General features: G+C 41.8%; 19 protein-coding genes and 2 pseudogenes. All 21 read right to left on the bottom strand.

Annotated features, from left to right (window positions below; translation table 11 throughout):
* Positions 1 to 8: 8 nt before the first annotated feature.
* Entirely contained in the window at positions 9 to 869 is an 861-nt protein-coding gene (locus tag A3EU_RS0104100; RefSeq protein WP_020534853.1) for a universal stress protein, read from the bottom strand.
* Positions 870 to 1,587: 718 nt separating this feature from the next.
* Positions 1,588 to 2,457 (bottom strand): annotated as a pseudogene (locus A3EU_RS35445) (ribose-phosphate pyrophosphokinase); the annotation flags it as partial.
* On the bottom strand, positions 2,458 to 3,963 hold the full coding sequence (locus A3EU_RS0104090; protein ID WP_020534851.1) for a thymidine phosphorylase family protein: 1,506 nt from the start codon (positions 3,961 to 3,963) through the stop codon (positions 2,458 to 2,460).
* 15 nt (positions 3,964 to 3,978) lie between these two features.
* Entirely contained in the window at positions 3,979 to 5,040 is a 1,062-nt protein-coding gene (locus A3EU_RS0104085) for a class I fructose-bisphosphate aldolase (RefSeq protein ID WP_020534850.1), read from the bottom strand.
* Positions 5,041 to 5,043: 3 nt separating this feature from the next.
* Positions 5,044 to 5,931, bottom strand: a complete 888-nt coding sequence (locus A3EU_RS29340) for an alpha/beta fold hydrolase (RefSeq protein ID WP_083937248.1) — start codon at positions 5,929 to 5,931, stop codon at positions 5,044 to 5,046.
* Between the two features lie 89 nt (positions 5,932 to 6,020).
* Positions 6,021 to 7,324: pseudogene (locus A3EU_RS35345) on the bottom strand (APC family permease).
* Positions 7,325 to 7,464: 140 nt separating this feature from the next.
* Positions 7,465 to 8,013, bottom strand: a complete 549-nt coding sequence (locus tag A3EU_RS32475; protein ID WP_169433318.1) for an L-2-amino-thiazoline-4-carboxylic acid hydrolase — start codon at positions 8,011 to 8,013, stop codon at positions 7,465 to 7,467.
* A gap of 135 nt (positions 8,014 to 8,148) precedes the next feature.
* On the bottom strand, positions 8,149 to 9,528 hold the full coding sequence (locus A3EU_RS0104065; RefSeq protein WP_020534847.1) for an MBL fold metallo-hydrolase RNA specificity domain-containing protein: 1,380 nt from the start codon (positions 9,526 to 9,528) through the stop codon (positions 8,149 to 8,151).
* Positions 9,525 to 10,379 (bottom strand): restriction endonuclease, encoded by an 855-nt coding sequence (locus tag A3EU_RS0104060; protein ID WP_020534846.1) that lies wholly within the window; start codon positions 10,377 to 10,379, stop codon positions 9,525 to 9,527. Before A3EU_RS0104060 ends, A3EU_RS0104065 begins: the two co-directional genes overlap by 4 nt.
* Before the next feature lie 209 nt (positions 10,380 to 10,588).
* Positions 10,589 to 10,855: a hypothetical protein gene (locus A3EU_RS29325; protein WP_020534845.1), complete on the bottom strand. Its 267-nt coding sequence runs from the start codon at positions 10,853 to 10,855 to the stop codon at positions 10,589 to 10,591.
* 99 nt (positions 10,856 to 10,954) lie between these two features.
* Complete coding sequence (locus A3EU_RS0104050; protein ID WP_020534844.1) at positions 10,955 to 11,182, bottom strand: SHOCT domain-containing protein; 228 nt, start codon at positions 11,180 to 11,182, stop codon at positions 10,955 to 10,957.
* A 66-nt stretch (positions 11,183 to 11,248) separates the two neighbouring features.
* Entirely contained in the window at positions 11,249 to 11,722 is a 474-nt protein-coding gene (locus A3EU_RS29320; RefSeq protein ID WP_020534843.1) for a hypothetical protein, read from the bottom strand.
* Positions 11,723 to 11,790: 68 nt separating this feature from the next.
* Positions 11,791 to 12,807 carry a type II glyceraldehyde-3-phosphate dehydrogenase gene (locus tag A3EU_RS0104040; protein WP_020534842.1) on the bottom strand — a complete coding sequence of 339 codons (1,017 nt, stop codon included), beginning with the start codon at positions 12,805 to 12,807 and terminating at the stop codon, positions 11,791 to 11,793.
* A 170-nt stretch (positions 12,808 to 12,977) separates the two neighbouring features.
* Positions 12,978 to 13,253 carry a DUF5676 family membrane protein gene (locus A3EU_RS0104035; protein WP_026211212.1) on the bottom strand — a complete coding sequence of 92 codons (276 nt, stop codon included), beginning with the start codon at positions 13,251 to 13,253 and terminating at the stop codon, positions 12,978 to 12,980.
* A gap of 271 nt (positions 13,254 to 13,524) precedes the next feature.
* Positions 13,525 to 14,076 carry a hypothetical protein gene (locus A3EU_RS0104030; protein ID WP_020534840.1) on the bottom strand — a complete coding sequence of 184 codons (552 nt, stop codon included), beginning with the start codon at positions 14,074 to 14,076 and terminating at the stop codon, positions 13,525 to 13,527.
* A gap of 168 nt (positions 14,077 to 14,244) precedes the next feature.
* Positions 14,245 to 14,832: an AraC family transcriptional regulator gene (locus A3EU_RS0104025; protein ID WP_020534839.1), complete on the bottom strand. Its 588-nt coding sequence runs from the start codon at positions 14,830 to 14,832 to the stop codon at positions 14,245 to 14,247.
* Between the two features lie 211 nt (positions 14,833 to 15,043).
* The gene (locus A3EU_RS35440) at positions 15,044 to 15,466 is read right to left on the bottom strand and encodes an HYC_CC_PP family protein (protein ID WP_425412646.1); all 423 of its coding nucleotides are present in this window, start codon (positions 15,464 to 15,466) and stop codon (positions 15,044 to 15,046) included.
* A gap of 73 nt (positions 15,467 to 15,539) precedes the next feature.
* Complete coding sequence (locus A3EU_RS29315) at positions 15,540 to 16,142, bottom strand: helix-turn-helix domain-containing protein (RefSeq protein WP_020534838.1); 603 nt, start codon at positions 16,140 to 16,142, stop codon at positions 15,540 to 15,542.
* Between the two features lie 49 nt (positions 16,143 to 16,191).
* A complete protein-coding gene (locus A3EU_RS0104015; RefSeq protein WP_020534837.1) occupies positions 16,192 to 16,458 on the bottom strand; it encodes a DUF5676 family membrane protein in 267 nt (88 codons plus the stop codon).
* A gap of 38 nt (positions 16,459 to 16,496) precedes the next feature.
* Positions 16,497 to 17,123 carry a Crp/Fnr family transcriptional regulator gene (locus tag A3EU_RS0104010; RefSeq protein ID WP_020534836.1) on the bottom strand — a complete coding sequence of 209 codons (627 nt, stop codon included), beginning with the start codon at positions 17,121 to 17,123 and terminating at the stop codon, positions 16,497 to 16,499.
* A gap of 89 nt (positions 17,124 to 17,212) precedes the next feature.
* Positions 17,213 to 17,473, bottom strand: coding sequence for a heavy metal-binding domain-containing protein (locus tag A3EU_RS0104005; RefSeq protein WP_020534835.1), 261 nt, complete (start codon positions 17,471 to 17,473; stop codon positions 17,213 to 17,215).
* Positions 17,474 to 17,540 lie beyond the last annotated feature (67 nt).

Here is a 17,540-nt window from a genome sequence, read left to right as displayed (position 1 = left end):
AAAACTAATTACAACCTTATACTCAGCACTGGCAGCATCGAATGGTTGGCTATTTTCTCGGCTATACTCGGTGAAAACAACTGTTGTAAGCCACTCTTCCCATGTGTACAAATGGCAATTAAATCCATCGATCTTTCCTGATTAAAATCTCGTACTCCATCCTCCACAGTAGCAGCATTGATGATATTCCTGGTACAGCTGTCTTCCCGATTACAATGGGTCATAAGTCTATCCATGTTTTTGTTGGTCTCCGCAGATTCTGTAAACTGATTGGGGGTATTGACAAACAGCAGGTCAATATGAGCCTCGATTAGGTCGGCAAAATGGATCAATGTATGGAAGGAAGCGCTGGAAACATCCGTGAAATCAGAAACAAAAAGGATGTTTTTGATCGGCCTAGAAACAGGTTTTTTGATTACCAAAACGGGAACAGACGCCTTCCTAAGTATCTGTTGAGCATTGCTACCGATCAGGCTCTCCTCTAGACCTTGGACTCCATGTGAACCCATGACCAGAAAATCATGTTGATGGGCTTCCAAGTGGCGTCGTATTTCTTCTTCGCCCGAGTCAAATACCAGGAAACGCTCCGCTTGCAAGCCTGCTTCTTTCGTCTTTCGTACCCATCCAGACAATTCACTTTTAGCATGCCCAATAGCCCGAAGGGTTTCCGGGTAACGTTTTTCTTTTTCTTTTGACAGCTTCACCCAATTTACTGGTGTATGCTGTAAATGTAAAAAATGTACTCCTGCTCCAGCCTTTTGTGCTAAATGAATAGCGAAGGCTGATGCGGCATTGGCACAATCAGAAAAATCGGTAGGAACCAAGATGTTTTTTATTCGTGCATCTTGAATTGCTGCGGTACTTTTCATTTGATTATCTTATTATTTTAATGGTGAAATAATTTCCATTTTTTTCAGTAAATTTTTGATAGATAATACCTGCCTCCTGGTCAATATCTTCAAAATAACGGTACTCTATAGTTGAAATTCTTACCCCTATTATATAGGCTACCAGAGTCATGTTACCTGATATCCGGTAAGTATTTTCACTAGATTTCTTTACACTTCTTTCCGTAAAAGAGACCTTGCTACTAGTACCAAAAAAACCAGCTGCACCACCTTTGAAATCGAGATTGAAGACGAAGTCTCTTAGCGTATTTTGCTCCCTCCAACCTTCGGGATATATTTGGCTATTATCTTCTGGCTCAATTTTCAATGATTTATTGGTGGCACCTCCGGCAAATGGAAAAATCCCCATCATGACCTCGCTCGTCGCCGGATCGCAAGTGATGACCGTTTGGGAAGCGTCTTTCATATTATCATTGGCATCGTAAGTAACCACGGTCAGTTTCGCTTCAACTTTTTCTGCACTGGCTTTAAGACTGCCAACCTCGATGGCCTGATAGCTTGTTAGCTTATTGTTCCCGTCGTAATTTTTTCGATAATAACGGTTGCCGTCAATTTGGAAAATCAACATACCTTCTTCGTTCTGGGCAAACCCATTGAGCGGAAGAAGAAATAGGAAACAACCCAATATGAATAAATAATTTTTTATATCTTTTGCAATAGTTGGTTTTTCGAAATTTTGAATAAAATCCACATACAACTCACTCAAATCAATGCTATTGCTTTTGTGTGGAATGGTGTTGCAGGTCACGACTTTAGCAGTTCCTGCGTCCAACAAATCCTGATAAGCATTATCAGCAAAAATAGCATGTATGCCAATACAAACAGGAGGCTTCATGCCCGCTTTTTTCAAATGCCCAACTGTTTCAATCATCGTCCTTGCCGTGGAGATAATATCATCCACCAATACAGGTGTGTGATTGCGGTAAGCTTCTAACTCCGGAACCGAGACTTCCACGTTTCGGTCTCCATGCCTTATTTTTTTCAAGACCATAAATGGTGCACCAGCATTTTTTGCCACCTCTGAGACCCACTGCTCACTTTCGCTGTCAGGGCCAACCAACACTGGGTTTTCGATGTGCTTTTTTATCCAATCAGAAATAGCGTCTGCCGCATGGAGTACCTCTGTGGGTATGTCGTAAATATCGCCCAGCCTGCTGATGCGGTGCAGGTGTGGATCAACAGTAATCAGGCTATCAGCAAAGCCAGTAACTAGCTGGGAAAAGTATTTTGAAGTTACTCCTTCACCAGGATGGAAAATTTTATCCTGTCTCATGTAAGCCAAATAGGGAGCTACCAAGCAGGTGCATCTTGCCCCCAACTCTTTTGCCACTTTAGACAAAAAATAGAGCGGCAACAGTTTCTCATCTGGCTGATGAAGTGAACAGAGAAGAACCACCTTTTTCTCTGCGATATTAGAGTGGATTCGGACATATGACTCGCCGTCGGGGAAGCGGCGGATGGTAACCTCACCCATTTCGGCATTTAGTTTAACTGCTAAGGTCTTCGCCAATTTTTCATTTCCCGGTAAAGCGAAAAGAATAGTTTCCATTCAGGATAATTTTATGATTTCATTAAATTCTTTTTCCAAATAATCTTTCGCGTAGTTCAATTCTCCGGAAGTCTCAGCGTAAAGGGTGAACATAGGTTCACCTGCTATCATGCGTTGTCCAATTTTACAGTGCATTAGAACCCCCGCTCCGGGGCGGGAGGGAGCTCCCGATAGCTTAGCCACCTTAGCCAAGCGTCGGTTGTCAATTTCGAATACTTGACCGCTGTTCCTAGCCAGTACTTCGTGCTGCAGGTTTCCCAGAACAGGTTCACGAAAACCACCTTGTGCTTCACAAATTGCTTGAAATTTCTTCCAAGCAATACCACTCTGCAACAGCCTCTTTGCCATTGCATGACCATTACCTGAAGTGACTTCATCTGCCATTTCCAGTAGTTCACCTGCTATCAAAATGGCTCTTTCTTCCAGGTCCAGAGGACGGTTATTGATTTGTCGGAAAACAGCCAGTACATCTAAGGCTTCAAGGGACGGCCCAATACCCCTTCCTACAGGTTGAGAGCCATCAGTAATCAGTACTTTGATGTTCAATCCAATTTCTTGAGCTACCCTATGAAAATAAAATTCTAAATGCTTTGCATCTGACTCAGAACGGACTTTAGCTGTCTTGCCCACAGGAATATCAATTATCACATGAGACGAACCTGCTGCTACTTTTTTAGATAGGACGGAAGCTATCATTTGACCTTCACTGTCTATATTAAGCGCCTTTTCTATTTTAATAAGTACGTCATCGGCAGGGCTAAGCTCTACGGCACCACCCCATACAATACAACCTCCTTCCTGTTTGACCACTTTCTTTATTTCCGCTAAAGAGAGATTGACAGGTGTCATAGTTTCCATCGTATCAGCGGTTCCCGCAGGTGAAGTAATAGCACGGGAAGAGGTCTTGGGAATAGTCAACCCAGCAGCAGCTATGATAGATACCACAATAGGCGTAGTCCTATTACCAGGCAAGCCACCGACGCAATGTTTGTCGACTACTATATCCTTACCCCAATCCATTTTTTTTCCTACTGCTACCATTGCCTTAGTTAAACCAGCAATCTCGATAGCGTCGAGGTTTTTGCCTGCACAGGCTGTAACAAATGCTGCAAGTTCAATATTGGAATATTTGCCTTCTGCAATATCTGAAATGATGGATTGGCAAGATTCGTCGTTTAACTTATTGCCATACATTTTTGACCGTACATAACTCATCGAATGAACTGGCTGTAAGTGAGCAAAGGCAATCGTATCTCCTTCTTTGGCTCCTGAGGCTCTCCACGCACTTTCCGACAAACTGGCTTCGCCGTGTTGGAGCAGCTCACTATGCAGTACATTCAAGGTCGCGATAATGGTTTTCCCTTTTACCGTCACTTCAACCCTCGTCAGTGCCTCGAATCCTTCAGAAATGCAGATATGGCAATCCGAACGCATGTATACGAAATACTCTCTTTGGGTATCAATACCGAGGCGTTTGAGTTTCAATATGTTTGAATCGTAGTTCATTTCTTTTTTTTGTAATCAGGCAATGGTAATTTCCTTTTCCAGATACACTTGTTGGACATGCTGGATGATTTCAACGCCTTCCTTCATCGGTCGCTGAAATGCTTTTCTACCAAGGATGAGGCCCATACCCCCTGCCCGTTTGTTAATAACGGCAGTCTTTACTGCTTCTGCTAAATCAGAACCGCCCTCTGAACCACCTCCGGAATTTATCAGCCCAATCTGCCCCATGTAGCAGTTGGCGACCTGAAGACGGCAGAGGTCAATCGGATGGTCAGTGGTAAGGGCTTCGTACATTTCCTTGCTATATTTTCCGAATTGAATATCTCGGAAACCGTAATTAGTAGAAGGCAATTTCTGCTTGATGATATCGGCTTGGATGGTGACGCCAAGATGATTGGCCTGACCAGTCAAATCAGCGGCGGAGTGATAATCCTGCTCCTCCGTTTTGAAAGCATCATTACGGGTATAACACCACAGAATAGTCGCCATACCCAATTCATGGGCTTGAGCAAATGCTTCTGCAATCTCCTGTAATTGACGGTTGCTTTCCTTTGAGCCAAAATAAATAGTTGCCCCTACAGCTATCGCACCTAGATTCCACGCTTCTCGCACCTTACCGAAGATTACTTGATCATGTTTATTAGGATAGGTGAGCAATTCGTTATGATTAATTTTAACAATGAAGGGTATTTTGTGGGCATATTTCCTAGCATTTAAAGCGAGCACACCAAAAGTAGAAGCCACGCCGTTGCAGCCCGCTTCGATGGCCAGACGAACAATATTTCCTGGCTTGAAGTATTCAGGGTTTTTATAAAAAGAAAAAGCGGCGCTGTGTTCAATCCCCTGGTCAACGGGCAGTATACTCAAATAGCCGGAGTCACCCAGATTTCCATGCCCAAAAAGTTGCGCCAAACTGCGCAGTACTTGAGGATTACGGTTACTGTTGATAAATACTTTTTCCAAATAATCAGGGGCAGGAAGCTCCAGTGATTCTTTTGAAATTAGGGTGCATTGATGCTCAAGCAGCCATAAGGCCTCAGAGCCAAGCAGGTCGGTTATTTTTCGAATGGTTGTCATATTTTAATGTACTTTTTCAAAATCATTAATCAAAGCCCAGACCTTCGCTGGGGACGCCAAATAAACATGGTGGTCAGCATTTGTTAGCCTTTCAAATTTTGAGTTGGTGAAAATAGGAAGCAATACCTCCACGTTTTCAATCGGTGCGGCAGCGTCGTTTTCACCATGTATGAGCAGGATTTTCTTGTCCTTGATTCGGGAAGCCAATTCCCGCAAATCAGTATCTATAATGACATTATCCAGTGTGCGGTAATAACTTACCCAAGTGTGTTTGCCGGCGTCTCTAAAAATATCCTTCGGGATATTATTTGGCCGAAACCACTCCGTCATGTACAGTGGATGGAAAAAGCAAACGAATTTATACCTGGAATCCACACTCACGCCATCGAAGAGGGAAGCCTTGCCCAATTTGGTTTTTATAGCTTCTTTTCCGCTATAACTAGGAAGCCCAATGATGGCCAGATGTTGAAACCAATCAGGGTGTTCCCCAACAAGTCCGATGGCCAAAATTGAGCCGAGTGAATGTCCTACGACCATGACATCGCCATCATCAAAGCCCTCTTGTTTTATCACTTTTTCTATAGCCCCCAAATGCTCTTTAAGGTCATATTTGCTATTAGGTTTTGGGGAATCCCCAAAACCTAATAAGTCAACAAGCAATAATGAATAAGAACTATAATCAGGTAATTCACCCAATCCAGCTTTCCAATATTTCAATGAACCTGTCAAACCATGCAGAAGAATCATCTTTTTCGGGCCATTGCCAATGCGCTCATAGTTCAGCATCATTTTTTCTGAGTCATAAGGTTGTGCCATGACTCCTTTGAGGTAGCCGTGTACTCCGACCCCTGCAAAGGCAATTATGATGGTTAAAAACATTAATAAAATCATCTTTTTCAATTCAGCTCATTTTGATTGGAAGAGCGCTTGTTGATTTTGTCAGAAAACCTGACCGCTTTCATCGGTTCGCTGACTCCATTTTAACTCTTCTCGTTTGTTTCCCATTGTAAAAACCACCTTTCTCCAACAAAAACTAAAACCATAAGTACTGTGGAAACTACTATTACCAAAGGATCACTGGAGGCTTTTATCCAAACAAATGCACCCAATACCACTAAGTCGAGTAAAATAGCAGTGGTAACAATTAAGATATTGGCTTTAACTTTTTTTCTAAGATTTTTTAATACCCCCCATTGGAGTATTACGTCCATCGTTAGGTAAAAAATAGCTCCAAGCGAAGCAATCCGGCTTAGATCGAAAAATGCGGTGAGTATAATAGCTATAACCACGGTATAAACGAGCATGTGCTTTTGTAATCGACCAGGCATTCCAAAATGTTTATGTGGGATAAGGTTTATTTCCGTAAGCATAGCTGTCATTCTGGAAACGGCAAACAGGCTAGCAATAACCCCCGAAATAGTGGCTACTATGGCAATACCCACCGTAAACCACAATCCATATTTACTAAATGCTGGTTTGGAAGCTTCTGCGAGCGAAAAATCTTTGGCTGCTATAATCTCGGGGATTGATAAATTGACTGAAACCGCCAAAGCCACCAATACATACACAAGTGTGCACAGAAGTAGCGAAATCATTATTGCTCGTCCCACATTTTTATTAGGATTCACAATCTCCCCCCACTGTTTGTGATGGTTGTAAAACCTTTATAAGCCAGGATGGTAAAAGCCAAGGCCCCTATATAACTGGATACCGTATGTTCACTGGAGATGGAAGAAGGCAAGGCTTCACCAAATGAAAAACCTGCTGCCCATAAACCACCAAGGGCGAAGATGGCAAGTCCCCCAATTTTGATAACTGCCAACACTTGAGAAGAGCGGCCAATCACCTTATTACCGGAAATATTGATTAAAAAGGCAACCACCAATAATAAAACACCCAAAACAGGTACCCAAATACTATTTTCTCCTACATCGAAAAGCTGTAGGGTATATGATCCAAATGTGCGGGCCACCAAGCTTTCACCAATAATCATTGAAAAAGCCATTAAAAGAGCTCCCGCTGCAGTAATCGTACCTTTTCCATAGGCCTCTTTGAGGTACATGGCAATGCCACCCGCTGATGGGTAAGTATTGGATAACTTTATATAGGAATAGGCACTAAAACCGGAGATGACTGCCCCGACTAAAAAGGCCAAAGGAAACAAAGTTCCTGCAAGCTCCGCCACCTGCCCCAACAACGCAAAGATGCCGGCCCCTATCATGACCCCGGTGCCAAGTGCCACTGCTCCAGTTAAACTTAAACTATTTTTTTTGTATTTATCCATTTTGTCCACTTAGCTACGATGCTTATATTTTCACCTTGGGGTTACTACCTTCTTTTCCCACTTTTTTTGAGATGGTCAGCCTTTGAAACCAATCTGGTTGTTTTTCAACGATTCCGATGGTCAAAAACCTCCAATACGCTCTATGTTTTGTTTTCTCTTTCATCTTCATCCACCTTCCATCTGAAATCGCAAACCTCGGCCCCACCTGCAATCGTATTGGTCAGCCTTAGGTTGCCGCCCCACAGTTCTGCAAGTTTGTAATCCAACTGGCACCAAGTGTTAAACCCCAGTGCAGCATTTTCCTTACTTTTGAAATAATTAGCTACTGGGCAGCGCTCACAATCAAAAGCAACCACACCTGGCTCTGCGGGTAAATCTTTCCACTGATATGACGGGCTGGAAAAAGGAAATGTCCGGAACAGTCGGGTGGCTTTTAGCAGGTGGTCGTACTTGTTTTTGGAAGTCAGCCCGGTGAGCCGATAGGTAGTTTTTTCCATTTTCGAGTAGATGTCCCAGGCTATTTCGTTGAAAATCCGGTAGGCTTCCTGTTCACTCATTTTTCCAGCAAGCTGCCGGAAAAACGTTTCCGAAATCACGGCCAATTCCACCATGATTCTCGCTCCGAAGTTTGGCTCAGGATGTACTTCTTTTTTTAAGATGCCATATTCCTCCCAAGCATTTTTGAGCAAAGTTTGAACTGTGCTTTTATCAAGAAGCCGCCCCAAAACCTTTCGCGCTGATGAATTGATGAAAGGCTTCACCAGTTTAATTATTAGATTGTGTATGAGCATGGTTTATTTTGATTGATTACTCGCTAAGCTTTTTTACTCTTGTAGTTCAATTGTTTCAATCGAATATAACTCCGGCACAATGCAATCCCAACCAAATTCATCTTTGATTTTCACTCGCAATACATCCGCAGCATGTGCTTCGCCATGTACGATGAAAACCTTTTCGGGTGTATTCTTTATTCCGCCCATCCAGTTCAATAACTCCCGCTGATCGGCATGTGCCGACAGCCCATTTATCCTCACAATTTTGGCACTGACAGAATAGTATTTTCCGTAAATCTTCACTTCGTGGGCCCCTTCCTGCAATTGTCTGCCACGGGTGCCTTCCGCCTGATAGCCTACCAGTAACAACCGGGTTTCCGGTCTCTCTAAATATTTGGTCAAGTAGGTGAGTACCCGACCTCCTGTTACCATGCCGCTGCCCGCGATCACGATTTTTGGAGATTTGTCATCAATGATTGCCCATGTTTCCCGAAAACTGGAGACCGTTTGGATATAATCGCACATTTTGTTACAATCTTCTTCCGGCAATTTGTGCCAAGCAGCGGAGCGGTGAAACACATCCAGTACTTTAGCCCCCATAGGGCTGTCCATGTACACGGGGATGTTAGGCATTAGCCCTTTTTCACGTAGTTTCCAAAGCAAATACATCAGCGTTTGGGTGCGTTCCACAGCGAAACTGGGGATGATGAGTGTCCCACCGTCCTGATAAGTTTCTTCGATGTGTTGGAGCAGTTCCTGTTCAATATCCCCCTCTGAGTGTAGGCGGTCGCCATAGGTGCTTTCGATAAACAGGAAGTCAGCCCGCTCGGGCCTTTTCGGCGAAAAAAGCAAATAGTCCTCTTCCCGTCCGATATCACCTGAAAAGACCAACCGCTTTCCAGCAGCATCCATTTCGATGAAAGTAGCACCGAGAATGTGGCCGTTGTATTGATACCTGACCTTGATGCCTTCAAAAAACGGTAACCATTGGTCGAGTTGCACTTCCTCAAACCGCGAGAGCGTCCTGTCCACATCTTTTAGGTTGTACAATGGCTTGGCTGGCTTATGTTTTGAGTATTCATACTTATTAGCGTGGGCCGCTTCTTCCTCTTGAATTTTAGCGCTGTCCCGCAGGATGATTTCTGCGATGTCGAGCGTAGGGGCTGTGCCGTATATTTTGCCTTTAAACCCTGATTTGACCAATCGTGGCAGGTAGCCCGTATGGTCGAGATGGGCGTGAGTAAGCAAAACAGCATCTATCTCCGACACGTTTACCGGGAAGGTATCCCAGTTCAAATTCCGTAGTTTTTTTAGCCCCTGGAAAAGGCCACAATCCACCATGATTTTTTTGCCCAAAACCTCAATTAGGTATTTGGAGCCAGTTACGGTCCCTGCAGCACCGAGAAAATGGATCTGAATATTATCATTCATTTTGAGTGGATTTTTGTTTCACAAATAAGCGCTGCTTCCTCCATTACTTTTTTTTGCCGTGCAGGCTGTATATCAATTTCTTTTAACAACTGCTCATTTTGGCAAAGCTCTCTACAGAGTACGATGCCTTTATCTAACAGCATCTGTTTTTCCTTTTTAGTTAAGGTAGTGAGACAAGTGATAGGATGTAGCCCTGAACCATCAATCCGCTCCCTCAAGCTGCCTTTTTTTGGAAAATCCCAAGAGACGAGGTTCAGCCCGACGCAAGTCCCGTATTGAATCGCATCCGTTGTAAAGCGGGTATTGGTCACCACCCATCCCTGGTGGAATCTATGGCCATGTCCAGGGCGTTGCTCCCATGCTTTTTCTACATCCAGAAACCGGGAGTGAATGTAAAGGGGGATTTTGACATCGCACTTCCGTACTTGGTCACTGTGGAATTTACATTCAACCATAACATGTTGATCCTCCTTGGTCGCGATGACATCCACCTCGTGCTGTACGCAATGCCCCTGCACAATTTGCCCAACTTTTGTTTTGTAACCATCATATTTTAAAATTTCGCTAACATATTTTTCAAAAGGAAAACCTGTAGGCCCCAACTCTTGAAGAGCTTTTTTCAACTTATATTTGGCAGCTAAGTGGGTAGAGGCCTTCCTGAGCGAGGAAAATGCCTGTCGGTAAATTTCCTTAGTCCTTATCCCTGGATAGAGCTTTAGTTCTATTTCTTTTTGAATGCGATCTATCACCTTCTTCTCTGCCCCTGCACGACGCAGCGATTGGCGGAGTTTTTCTGCCGAAAACGGCACCGTATCACCAGAGGCTTTGGTAATGAAAAGGTTATTACTCATGTGGATTCATTATTTGAGGAACTCGTGTTTAGGGCTTAAAATAGAGTTCCGGTCGCCTAATTGGCTATTGACTTTCTCTAGACTACATCACTGACGCACGTTAATTCCGTGTGGGGTAGAGCATGACAGCGTCCGCTACCCATTCACCAATGAGGTCGTATCCGTTTACTGCTACTTTTATCATTTCCATAATCTGATTTCATTAGTTTTCAAGTAATATCACTGCAACAGCTCATTGATTTATCGTTGCTGTTTTCCCTGGCTATTTTTTTCATAATAGCCAGGTATATGTTCCTAAAATCGGATTCAATCAGGTCGGCCACATCGACGGTCAGCTTCGGGTCAGAAACGACCAGTGTCAGCATCACTTCGAGGGCCTCTTTGAATAGTTGTTCGTCGTCCTCCAGCGCCTGGAAGAGTCTTTCCTTATCTTCTTTTGCCTGAAAGGGCCTGTTCTTTATTTCTGATGTTTCCATGACCAATTGTTTTTTGCTCTAACAAAACCTTTCTCTGCCTTTCCTACTCCGCGCCAGGGATAAGGATGATTAGTACATTAGTGAAAGTCATCAAACGGGCTACAGCGCACCATCTCTTTCCAAAATAGCCTTCCGCTCTTCATATTCTTCCTTAGAGATGGATCCACCAGCGTATCTTTTTTGTAAAATTTCAAAAGGTCCATCTTTCTGCTTTCGCTGCCCAGGTATGTCCCAAGGCGTAGCAAAAATCCAGACAAGGACTATGATCCAAATAAGCCACCAGACGAGGTGCATACCTCCCAAATGATATCCTTCGTAAAAATGCATAATGATTGATTTTGAATAAACAAATAATTATTTGTGCTTTGTCACTTTAATTTTTAATGATTATGATCATTCGTTTTTGTTAGCATAGTTCTGATAGTTGGTTTCATTTTTGAAATAACCAACAGAACCATCTTGATTGAGCACAGCAATGATTGCTTCCGCCTTGTCCACCTCCTCTCCAGTCAACGGATCTGAAGCCTGGCGGGAACTTTCCTGTTCATTAAGGGTAGTAACACACATCTGACAACAGCCATAGTAAGTTTTTCCATTCACAGGGACAGCGATCTGGTCTTTACCCATATAAGTATCATTGACCATACATACTTGCTGCGCTATCACTTGGCGACCTGCTAAATTGTCGTTAGTACTTCCTCCAACATCCATCGAATGTGGGGGAAGCATAGTTGTAGTTTTATGTTCACTTTCATTAGTGTCCATTTCATTATGCTGTTCGCTATCAGAACGGCCCTGATTGTCGTTATTACATGCACTCATTATCATTAAAACGGCAATTGCTGGGATAATTAGAATAGATTTCATTTTGCGATTTTCTTGTTTTGTTAAAAAAGAGAATGACCTATACCGAATTCGAAAAAGTATGGTATATGTCAGATTCCCAAACTTTGATTGGTTTTTAGAATAGAGTTCTGAGCGTTTGTTTCGATGCCAGTCAGTGCACGGATTGCATCAATAGTTTCCGGAATTACGATAGCCTGATTGTCGACGACATAGGCGTAAAACAATTCATCATTCACAACTTTAAGCATATCCTGCCATAAAGCCACTTCATACATATCTCCATAAGGTCTACCTTTGGCAAGCATCCATTCTTTGATGGCATTATTAGCCGAGAGGCCGTCATCGTAATTAATGAAGAGAGTTCTTGTCGACGACTTCATAGCAGTCAACACTTCCTCTTTGCTAGCATTTCTGGTCATTTGTACATTCCAATAGTGTAAATGACTTAGGGTTTGCGGTACTTTTACTGCTGCCGTGATGACATCTAGTTCTGGGTCTACTGTTTGCGCATCTGGTCCCTGGTGACTTGGAATTTCTTGCTCTGGAACCAGGGTATTCATAATTCCACCTAAATGACTTTCCCAGGGATCAGTAGCCCTACGTAACAAAGTACCTCTTGCTTTTTTGAGTAGGCCAGCTCTTTTCAAAGCAGTGAGCGTTCGTAGTATTGAGGTAGTATTACAGGACACTACGCGGGTGGAATCTCGGCCAATTGCGGTCTCATAGTTATTTTCGGCACTGAAAGAATGACCAGTGACTTCGTGTTTTTCCCCTCCGTGAACTATGAATTTAAGGTTAGCAGCTTTATACTTTTCGATGTTACCAGCCGCAACTTTCTTTGGCGTACAATCGACAATTATATCAGAGGCCTCAATCAATTCAGCTAAGGTTCCTGCCACTGGAATGCCTGCATCCTTCATTTGATTTTTATGCAAATCATCAAAAGCAAAAACAGGGTATTCTTTTTCTACTGCCATCTTTATTCGCCAGTCTGAAACCACATCACAAACACCAACTAGTTCCATGTCGTCTTGAGCAAGAACAGCATCTGCTACTCGCTTACCAATGACACCATACCCATTTACCGCCACTTTAATTTTGTTCATATTCCTGAACTTTTTGTTTTATATATTTTCGAATGATTAATAGGTGAAATAACTCCATGCCCAATTAAGCGCTATTATCAATCTGTCTATTTCTGAATCCACATACCTCATCGCCTATTCTACATGCTTTCATGAGTAAACTATTGACCATATGAACCAAGCGTATTGCATTAATCGACCTTTGTTACTGCATTATAGAATCCAGCTATGCAGGCTCCTATCAGCCAGCCGACCAAAAAGGTTTGTCCTATCCCTATTAATGCTTCTGATACAGGTATATTCATTCTGATGATAGAACTCGTATCCAAACCATGCAGCAGGTTATTGAAAAACTGTGCAGTGCCTTCTCTGCCCACAGTCCACATCACAAGAATGCAGCCTAGGTACAAAAGGACTCCAGTGGAGCCAACGGCGAAGCCAAATTTTCTAATGTTGATGTGATTCATGTCTATTTTTGTCTTGAGGTAAGTTATTGTCATGATTTTCACTATGACCATGTGGCATGAGCAAATGGCAGCCAAACATGATAATGATGAAGATGAACAGAGATGTATTTCCGCTCAACCCGAGTGCAGGAGCAATAAATATTAGCAAGAGTGGAAGCCCGCATCCAATGACCATCCAAATTATATGTCTATTCATAGTTTGTTGATTAATAATTTCGTTATCTACATACCTACACCTTTAATTTCTTGTATCACATCCATCATGTAGGAATTATTCATATTCGTTTTTAAGCACCGTTTGCACGATTTCCACATGAATTTCGTTTGACAACCCGGCGAGGCCAATATCGATCATCGTTTCCCTAAGATCAATATCAAAACTCATATTGAGAATGCAGGAATACACACCATCGAAAATATGTTCCAAATGCCCCCGCCCAACAATATAGTCGTAATGTGGAGCACATGTCAAATAACCTGCTACCTCAAAATCTTGTGGTGGGTGGCTTTGAGTCTGAACAAATTCGACCCCTAGCTTTCCTTGAAAAATCAGTAACTCGCCCCGAAGATCTTTCAGTTTCTCATCAAGTGAATCCACACCAGTTCGAAGGGTGGATTTGTCCAAGCGAATTTCAAAATGAGCCGATTCGTAGTTGATTGCTACAACCAAGAAGTTACTTTTAGCGATAAGTGATTCACCATTAAGTAGAGTAGCAATCTGGATAGTACCATTAGTGGTACTAAATGTCCCCTGAGCATTGACGTTAACTAGCAATGCTGATGATGCGAAAAGGGTAAAGAAAAAAAATAATTTTATTGTCATTTCACTTCTTGTTGTCACTAATGTTTTAGTGTTCTAAAGTTTGATAGAGGAGGAGAACATCAGGCTTGGGCCTTAGTAAAGAAATAGTACCCTTTCCTTAACACCCCACCCTCTTCTATAAAGTTATGCATATTAAAAGCACTGGGCTTATGCCTTTTGGGGTAATGTTTATAAAATTTTGTCTAACGGGAGTCTGCGTTTAAACTCCACCTTTTTATAATCACTCATGCTCATATTTGTAAGCTTTTTAAATTGATTAGACAAATGATTGAGGTTGGCATAACCTAATCCGAATGCGATTTCAGAAAAATTCATTTCTCCATATCCAATCAACTCTTTTGCTTTCTCAATCTTCAACATGATAAAGTACTTTTCAATCGTAGTTCCCTCGAACTTAGAGAATGTTTTACTCAGTGTCCAATAATCTTTATTAAGGGTCTTTCCAAGGAAATCCGATAGGTTCTTGTCGATAGTAAAAGGCACTGAATTCACTGTTTTGATTAATATTCGCTTGATGCTTTCTACAAGAATTTCTTCTTTGTTCTTCGCTAATTCAAAACCGTCTTTTTCTAGAATGTTTCGAATTTTATCAAAAGAAACCTTTTGACTTGCATATCGTATTCTCAACTTACCTAGTTGTAAATACAGCACCTCAACACCTAATTGTTCAAGCTCTTGTCGAATGACCTTTATGCATCTCGTACAGATCATGTTTTTTAGTACTAGCTCCCGAGTACTCAATGAATTGGTATTCATAATAGTGTTGTTTGAAATTTCTACAATGATAGCCTATGAAGTTGAAGCTTTATCCCGTTATACGTGGAGATGATTACTCCACAGTAGCTTTAGTTACTGCAATAAAGAAAGAAGGTATCGTGCGTGAAATTCACCTACAGCACGACACACCTCGCCCCAGATACAGGTAGCAACATGGATAAACCCTTCAACTGATCGAAGAAAAGGGAGGCTAACAAATAAAGACTTGAAACTGAGCTTGGTAATCCGTCAAGATAGGAGGAGGGACGTATATCCTTAGTGGAAGATCGTGTCCTCTAGGAATAGTAGAATTAACTATAGGCAGACAACTCGGAGGGACTGCAAATAATTCGTAAGAGGTGCTTAAATTCTGGCTTAAAACACTTGGTTTGAGGTCAGATTTATGAAAGCTAAAAGAGAGTTTACAACAATCTCCATGTTCACTATGGTCTGCTTCTTTTTGGGAATCGTGAGAACAGGATGATTGATCTTCATCATCACAACAACTACTGAAGAATGAAAACAGGCTTATCTTCTCATTTTGCTCTTGGCAATAATGCCCTTCTATCCAAAAGCCCGTCGAGCTTATGAAGATTAAAAACGCAAGAGTAATATTTGAGAAGGCCTTTAACAAGTGTGATGATTTATGATTAAGACTACATTAATTGTAAGATAGCTTAATTAACTCGATTTTTCGGTGATTTTTGTCATTCTTTTGGGGAGCTAACCTCAATATTATTTGAACAAACTTTATCTAATGACCTACGTCCTTCAACACCAAGTTTTCTAAATGAGGAGGGAGTTAGCCCTGTTACACTCTTGAATTGTCTGGATAGGTGAGATACACTACTATATTCCAGCTCAAAGGCGATTTCACTTAGGCTCTTTTGATTGTACACTAATAGTTCTTTCACCCGTTCGATTTTTTGCAGGATCAAGAATTTTTCAATCGTTAGGCCTTCAGTTGATGAGAACAACTTTGATATGGCGAAATAATTCATGCCTATTTCTTTTGCCAAGTAGTCCGAGAAGTTCATGCTACTTGGTTTTTGTTCTCGCCAGTGCAGGTGATCCAGAATCAGCTTCTTTACTTTTTCAACTGCGGCGGCATCCCTACCTTTGAGTAGTTCAAATCCATGATCTATCAAAGCAGTTTCAATCTCTGCGAGTTTGTAGGCTCCTACAGGTTTTACAAACTCAACTTCTCCCAATTTAATTCGAGCAATAGGATGTCCTAACGCTTCAACTTGTTGTCTAACCACTGTAATACAGCGGTCACAAACCATATTCTTAATCAATATTTTTTTCATCAAACCACCTTATTTTGTACTGTTTCATATTCTGTTTTTTTCGTAGTTACTAATTCAATTTATTGTAAATGAACGCAACTACATAACCAATAACAGCCCAGAAAACAAATGAGGCCGCAGTTCCTATCAAGGTTTCAAGGAATGAAATATCCGTCCGGATAATAGTTGAAAAGTCCATTCCGTGAAACAAGAGGTTCGAAAGTTTAACGAGGCTCTCTGTTCCCAATAATTGCATAACCAAAAAACAGCCTAGGTAAACAACTACGGAGGCTCCCCCTGATGCAATGGCGAATTTATTTTGCTGTAAATTTTTCATAGTTAAATTTTAAATAGTTTTGCTGTAATTGTAAAAACTCAGTTCTTCTTTTTTACAGAAGTTAGTATTTCAAAGCTTGATCTTTGGTAGCGAAGAAATCCTTCTTTTTGCAGATAAGCTAATGACGTTGACACACTTTGGCGGGATATCCCAATCACTTCAGCCAATTCCTGATGTGTATACCCTTGTACTTCTACTCCGTCCTCTGTCCTCTCTCCATAGGAAGAAGCAAGGTTTTTTAGTGTAACAGTGACCTTTTTGATGGTACGATTGAGGAGTAAATTTTGGTAGGTAAACCATAACTTATTACTCATTTGCAGAAACTCCTGGCATAGCCTCATTTGTAACTGTGGATCGTTGTCTAACACCACCTTGAAGTCAGAAAATAAAGTGAGGCTTAATATTACCTCATCGTCCATGCTCACTGCGTCGTACCGGCGAACATGTGAAGCATCAAAAAAATCAAGTATTCCAAATCTCTCATTAGGTTGAACAACTCTTAAAATGACATTACGAGTACTGCCTCTCTTCCCTCTCTTTAGTAGTTTTACTCTTCCTTTGAGTACCGTAAACAAGTACTTTGCCGGATCACCTTCACTGTAGATAAAAGCTCCTTTGGTCAATACCTGAGGCTTCAAAGAAGACTTCCGTGGAAGGTTGGTCATTTATAGAGAATCTTGTTCTTTGATAAACATCAACAATTGGTTCTAAAACTAGGGGAGGAATTATTTTATAAGACCTCCCTCTAAGTACCTTAATGGTCATGTCCTTCATGACCAGCAGCACCCTCAGAATTGTGAGATTCATTTTCCACATACTCCATCCCACAAACGGGGCATTTACCGGGTTCTTCGCTTCCACTTCCTTCGCAGTGCATTGGACATACATAAGCAGAGGTGTATTCTTTAGTTTGTTGTTTCATTTCATCGGCATGACTACTACCACCACAGGCACTAAAGGCAACACCTATTCCCAGCAGTGATAGTGTCAAAAACATAATTTTTAAAGTCTTCATCTTAATATTTTTAGATTAACAATTGATGTAAGAGACAATGATTGCAAGCAACAAAAGGACAAGAATC

It is taken from the genome of Lewinella cohaerens DSM 23179 (genome assembly GCF_000379805.1).
Lineage (GTDB): Bacteria > Bacteroidota > Bacteroidia > Chitinophagales > Saprospiraceae > Lewinella > Lewinella cohaerens.
The sequence above is the reverse complement of the archived record's forward strand: the minus strand, read 5'-3'. Positions and strand labels throughout refer to the sequence as shown.

What these genes read in the sequence shown, in the direction of transcription:
- A3EU_RS0104100 (WP_020534853.1), bottom strand. Translation starts at nt 869, where the DNA reads ATGAAAAGTACCGCAGCAATTCAAGATGCACGAATAAAAAACATCTTG.
- A3EU_RS0104090 (WP_020534851.1), bottom strand. Translation starts at nt 3,963, where the DNA reads ATGAACTACGATTCAAACATATTGAAACTCAAACGCCTCGGTATTGAT.
- A3EU_RS0104085 (WP_020534850.1), bottom strand. Translation starts at nt 5,040, where the DNA reads ATGACAACCATTCGAAAAATAACCGACCTGCTTGGCTCTGAGGCCTTA.
- A3EU_RS29340 (WP_083937248.1), bottom strand. Translation starts at nt 5,931, where the DNA reads ATGATTTTATTAATGTTTTTAACCATCATAATTGCCTTTGCAGGGGTC.
- A3EU_RS0104065 (WP_020534847.1), bottom strand. Translation starts at nt 9,528, where the DNA reads ATGAATGATAATATTCAGATCCATTTTCTCGGTGCTGCAGGGACCGTA.
- A3EU_RS0104060 (WP_020534846.1), bottom strand. Translation starts at nt 10,379, where the DNA reads ATGAGTAATAACCTTTTCATTACCAAAGCCTCTGGTGATACGGTGCCG.
- A3EU_RS29325 (WP_020534845.1), bottom strand. Translation starts at nt 10,855, where the DNA reads ATGGAAACATCAGAAATAAAGAACAGGCCCTTTCAGGCAAAAGAAGAT.
- A3EU_RS0104050 (WP_020534844.1), bottom strand. Translation starts at nt 11,182, where the DNA reads ATGCATTTTTACGAAGGATATCATTTGGGAGGTATGCACCTCGTCTGG.
- A3EU_RS29320 (WP_020534843.1), bottom strand. Translation starts at nt 11,722, where the DNA reads ATGAAATCTATTCTAATTATCCCAGCAATTGCCGTTTTAATGATAATG.
- A3EU_RS0104040 (WP_020534842.1), bottom strand. Translation starts at nt 12,807, where the DNA reads ATGAACAAAATTAAAGTGGCGGTAAATGGGTATGGTGTCATTGGTAAG.
- A3EU_RS0104035 (WP_026211212.1), bottom strand. Translation starts at nt 13,253, where the DNA reads ATGAATCACATCAACATTAGAAAATTTGGCTTCGCCGTTGGCTCCACT.
- A3EU_RS0104030 (WP_020534840.1), bottom strand. Translation starts at nt 14,076, where the DNA reads ATGACAATAAAATTATTTTTTTTCTTTACCCTTTTCGCATCATCAGCA.
- A3EU_RS0104025 (WP_020534839.1), bottom strand. Translation starts at nt 14,832, where the DNA reads ATGAATACCAATTCATTGAGTACTCGGGAGCTAGTACTAAAAAACATG.
- A3EU_RS29315 (WP_020534838.1), bottom strand. Translation starts at nt 16,142, where the DNA reads ATGAAAAAAATATTGATTAAGAATATGGTTTGTGACCGCTGTATTACA.
- A3EU_RS0104015 (WP_020534837.1), bottom strand. Translation starts at nt 16,458, where the DNA reads ATGAAAAATTTACAGCAAAATAAATTCGCCATTGCATCAGGGGGAGCC.
- A3EU_RS0104010 (WP_020534836.1), bottom strand. Translation starts at nt 17,123, where the DNA reads ATGACCAACCTTCCACGGAAGTCTTCTTTGAAGCCTCAGGTATTGACC.
- A3EU_RS0104005 (WP_020534835.1), bottom strand. Translation starts at nt 17,473, where the DNA reads ATGAAGACTTTAAAAATTATGTTTTTGACACTATCACTGCTGGGAATA.